Source organism: Nocardioides sp. NPDC057772 (assembly GCF_042798075.1).
Taxonomy (GTDB): domain Bacteria; phylum Actinomycetota; class Actinomycetes; order Propionibacteriales; family Nocardioidaceae; genus Nocardioides.
The window spans coordinates 1-2,053 of record NZ_JBHVKN010000371.1; the positions used below are offsets into that span (position 1 = coordinate 1).

The following is a 2,053-nucleotide window of genomic DNA, read 5'->3' on the forward strand; positions in this document are numbered from 1 at the left end:
CGCCTGCGTGGGGCAGATGCGCCGACTCGATGTTCTGTGGTGGGACAGTTGCGCCGACTCGGCGGGCGTCTGATCAGGCCTGGAGTGTCGCGACCAGGTCACCTTGGCGGCGGCGCGCACCCGGGTCCTGCCGGGTCGATGCCTGGCCGACGACGAACCCGTGCGGGGCGAGCAGGTCCGTCAGCGCATCCGGGGACCAGTAGTAGGCCGTGTGGACGGCATGGTCGAACGCCTCGCCGGGCTCGCCGTCGAAGAAGCCGATCAGCGCCGAGCCGCCGGGCGCGAGCACCCGTGCGAACTCGCTGAGGATCGCGGGGAGCTGGGTGGGTGGGGTGTGGATGATCGAGTACCACGCCAGGATCCCGCCGATCGAGCTGTTGGCGAGGGGGAGTGCGGCGAGGTCCGCTCGTTGGAAGCTGGGGCCTGGATACTGTGCTCGTGCGGCGGCGACGAACTCAGCGGAGGCGTCGATCCCGACGACCTCGCGTACGCCGCCTGCGGTGAGCTCCTGGCTCCAGAGACCGGGGCCGCAGCCGGCGTCCAGGAGACGGCCGGTCGTGCTGTCGCGCCAGGTGGTGATCGTGTCGCGGTCTTGTTCGGCGAGCTTGTCGATCGTGCCGAAGAGGTCGATGTATTCAGCGGCGCGGGTGTCGTAGGCGGCGCCGATCTCGGTCAAGGTCATCGGGGCGAGGGTAGTGGTTTCGGGTGCTCGCTGGCCGCGATCGTGTGGGGATCTGGATGTGTGTCGGTCGGTCTCGTGACCGGGTTCCAGCACGGGTGGGGCCAATACGTTGTTCGGGTTGGGAGATTTCGAACCAGGGTGTCTGGGTTGGGTGCCATTTGCCTGACTTGTCTGGGTTCCAGCAGCGGTCTGGGTTTGGTGGGGATACCTGTCCCTGACTGGGTTTACCTGTTTTGGTTCGCTTGATTTTGCTGTGTGTGGTAGGCTCGGCGCAGGCATAAACGTGATGGCCGACCACCTCGAAAGAGGCGTGCCGCCGCGCTCGGGACACAATGGGTGCGGGGTATTCCAGGGGAACCAGGGGCGTGACCGCCGAGCTGCGAGGGTGAGTAATAGCCCGTACTGCCGGGCCTCCAAGACCAGCGAACCAGACGGATCTGCGTGTGCAGATCCTTGAGTTCGTACGTCGGGAGGTGACCGTGATGACCACGCTGCAACAGCCCCACCACCCCGTGCTGGGGGCCGTGGTCGCGATCACCGCCGCCCTGGATCAGGTCGCTGAAGCGAATCCGTCGTTCATGGCCACCGACCAGAAGGCCACCACCCTGGTCGAGATCGCCCGGGCCAAGGCCCAGCTGGCCGAGCTCGAACTCCGCGTGATCGCGACCGCGGACGACGTCGCCGCCGAGAGCGCCGCCCGGGACATGGCCGCGTGGCTTCATCACCACACCCACCAGCGCCCCGAGACCCTGCGCGCCGACCTTCGATTGGCGCAGGCACTGGACCGCTCCTATGAGCTGGTCGCGGCCGCGATGCGAGCCGGTGCCTGCAACCCCGCCCAGGCTCAGGCGATCACCCAGGCTCTCGACGAACTTCCCGCTGATCTCGATGTCGAGATCAGAACGAAGGCTGAGGAGACTTTGGTGGCTTACGCGACCGAGTTCGACCCCGCCCAGCTGCGTCGTCTCGGGCGCCGCATCCTCGATGTCATCGCCCCCGAGATCGCCGAAGCCGAAGAAGCCCGGCGCCTCGCCGCCGAGGAAGCCCACGCCCGGAAGAAGACCCGGCTGACCATGCGCCGCCTCGGAGACGGGACCACCCGCATCTCCGCGGTCATCCCCGACGCGGCCGCGGACCGACTCGCGACGAATCTGGAAGCTTTCGCCTCACCCCGGCGCGAGGACGGCACCCGCACCGACACCGGTGAGTACCTTCCTTACGACCGGCGTCTGGGATCGGCGTTGTGCCAGCTGCTCGAGACCCTCGACCCGGCCCAGCTGCCCCTCCACGGCGGGGACGCCACCACGGTGATCGTGACCATCGACCTCGACCAACTCCGCCAAGAGAACGGCATCGCCCGGACCCTCGGCG

At 67.8% G+C, this 2,053-nt stretch carries 2 protein-coding genes; one reads left to right on the plus strand and one right to left on the minus strand.

Features of this window, described 5'->3' with window-relative positions:
• Nucleotides 1-73: 73 nt before the first annotated feature.
• Nucleotides 74-682 (minus strand): class I SAM-dependent methyltransferase, encoded by a 609-nt coding sequence (locus tag ACFVJS_RS27780; RefSeq protein WP_378886771.1) that lies wholly within the window; start codon nucleotides 680-682, stop codon nucleotides 74-76.
• A 443-nt stretch (nucleotides 683-1,125) separates the two neighbouring features.
• Between ACFVJS_RS27780 and ACFVJS_RS27785 the strand changes: the two genes are divergently transcribed.
• Nucleotides 1,126-2,053, plus strand: a 928-nt coding sequence (locus ACFVJS_RS27785) for a DUF222 domain-containing protein (RefSeq protein WP_378886772.1), incomplete at its 3' end; no start/stop codon positions are given.

Bases quoted from the DNA above. Each gene is read 5' to 3' on its own strand.
- ACFVJS_RS27780 (WP_378886771.1), bottom strand. From the start codon at position 682: ATGACCTTGACCGAGATCGGCGCCGCCTACGACACCCGCGCCGCTGAA.